This is a genomic window from Clostridium tarantellae (assembly GCF_009295725.1).
In the GTDB taxonomy this organism is placed as follows: Bacteria; Bacillota; Clostridia; order Clostridiales; family Clostridiaceae; genus Sarcina; species Sarcina tarantellae.
In genome coordinates this window covers 1-2,208 of the sequence record NZ_WHJC01000420.1, presented here as the reverse complement: position 1 = coordinate 2,208, position 2,208 = coordinate 1, and the positions used below count along the sequence as shown (strand labels likewise).

Sequence of the window (2,208 nt, the reverse complement as noted above, 5' to 3'; positions counted from 1 at the left end):
TTTATATCCCTCTATTTTAACTCATATTTATCTATTTTATTTACTTTATTCTATTATATTTAATGCCATAACAGATGGACCCTGATTATATATATCATGTAAACAATTTATATTAGAAGCTAAATAAAGTTTTCCACTAATTGCTGCAAACTTATTCCAATAGTAACCACAGTCACACTCTTCTAAATATTTTTCCTGTTTTAGTCTATTAGTTTCAAATAATGCTATTCTCAATTTTTTTACTGAATTCTCATAATGTAATTGTATGATATCATTAAAATTATAGGTATCTATATTGTTAGTAAAGGATAAAAAATGTGCAAAGCCTTCATCGAATGTAATATATATCAGTTTATTTTTATATCCAACTTTAGCAACAGGATAATCCCTATGTATGCAAATATGTGCAAACTCATGTGTAATCATTGCTACTATTAATGCTATAATTTCTTCGTCTTTTTTCTCATAACTCATAAATCTTATCAAATCTAAAATAATATATTCTTTTCCATTATATTCACGAACCATTGCATCATAAGATGATGGACAGCCTACAGCTAGTACAATATTTATATCCTTAATTAAGTCTTTCCATTTTGGAAATAACTTAGAAAATAATTCTGTATTATAAGGACTAAAATTATTTAAGTTACTATATATCTTTTCACATATTTCTTTAACTTTATCTTTATACTCATTTTTAGGTTTATCAAAAATATATTCTCCATTATCTAATATATTTTTAAAAAGCCAATAGCTTTTATAGTCATCTTTTCCTTCTAAATAACTTTTTATAATTGAATCATCAATATTCATTTACTAACCTCCAATATTTCATAAAATCTTTTATATAAAGGCCATGCTTTTATTCCTTGTAAATTATTATTTTTTCATCTATTCCTACGTTAGTCCCATTGTGCTATGCAATTAATTATTAATCATCTAATATTATCATAATTTTAAATTTTATGGCAATTATATTTTTATAAATAAAAAGTGCCTACTTAGTAGACACTCTTCTGTTTATTAATAAATTTTATTCTAATATTTCTTTAACCTTTTCTTCAGAGATATGGCACAGTTTTGCTATGTTAGCTATTGATTCCCCTTTACTTAGAAGCTTAAATACTTTTTTAGTAAGTTCAATACCTTCTTCTCTTCCTTCCTCTATTCCTTCAGCTCTACCTTCTTCCAGTTTTTCTCTATCACGCTCTAAAAGTGTCATAAATTCCACCTCCACATTAGGATTATTCTTAACTTCAATTACTCTTTTATGAATGTTTTTAACTAACTCTCCTGTAGATTCTTCTGCTGTTTTATCATCTGAATGTTCTATATACTTTAAAAATTCAATAAGTTCATCACTTAAATCTTTAATAACACCTGTAGTATTTAAAATGATTTTGTTGGTATCATCTTTTAATTTTATAGTATGATCTTCAACACATACAGTTTCAAAAGTATACTTATGCCTTCCAGCATTAAATAAATCAAAAGTACATATAAATATAATAAAACTTTTAGCAAGTTTTCTATAATCGTCACCTTTGCTTATTAAGTCTAAATCAATATTTCCTTGATAATATCTTAATCTTTTAGGAAGATTTCTGTGCTTTCCACGTTGCATTTCTACATTATATACAGTATTGTTTTCATCTTTCACATATATATCTAATCTAATACCTTTGCTTTCTAAAAGCAAATCTATTGTCTTTTGGTTTTCAGGCATTTCTATCTTTTCAATTTCTATTTGGAGAAGCTTTTCCAAAAACTCTTTACAAATTTCTTTATCACTCATTACTTTTGCAAATAGAAAATCATCTTCTAAATTTAATTCTTTTAATGTTTTTGTCATTATTGGTTTCCTTCACTGTTACTTACTAGTTTATTTCTTCTTTGATTCATTATCAATATTATATAAAATTATTCATTTATAAGCAATAAATTAACTTGTACATAATTAGTTTAATATAGTAAATGAATTGCCCCTATATGTTGAAATTTATTTTTTAACATATTTTCTCCATATTTTTCTCAAATTATAATTTTTAATTATTTTATTTAATATGATGTGATTTCTATTTTTTCCATATATATCTAAGAAATTTTCTCATATCTATCTCATATAATTTTCTATGTTCTAACTTATAATTATCTAAATATATAAAATCTTTTTCTGATAATATATCTAATTCTGTAATATTAGGA

Annotated in this window: 2 protein-coding genes; both read right to left on the bottom strand. The window is 24.0% G+C overall.

Going from position 1 to position 2,208, the window contains the following annotated elements; translation table 11 throughout:
- Window positions 1-45: 45 nt before the first annotated feature.
- A complete protein-coding gene (locus tag GBZ86_RS15190; RefSeq protein WP_152892050.1) occupies window positions 46-816 on the bottom strand; it encodes a hypothetical protein in 771 nt (256 codons plus the stop codon).
- A 220-nt stretch (window positions 817-1,036) separates the two neighbouring features.
- Window positions 1,037-1,855, bottom strand: coding sequence for an Rpn family recombination-promoting nuclease/putative transposase (locus GBZ86_RS15185; protein ID WP_152892048.1), 819 nt, complete (start codon window positions 1,853-1,855; stop codon window positions 1,037-1,039).
- Between the last annotated feature and the right edge of the window lie 353 nt (window positions 1,856-2,208).

Coding starts and splice junctions, on each gene's coding strand:
- GBZ86_RS15190 (WP_152892050.1), bottom strand. CDS start 816: ATGAATATTGATGATTCAATTATAAAAAGTTATTTAGAAGGAAAAGAT.
- GBZ86_RS15185 (WP_152892048.1), bottom strand. CDS start 1,855: ATGACAAAAACATTAAAAGAATTAAATTTAGAAGATGATTTTCTATTT.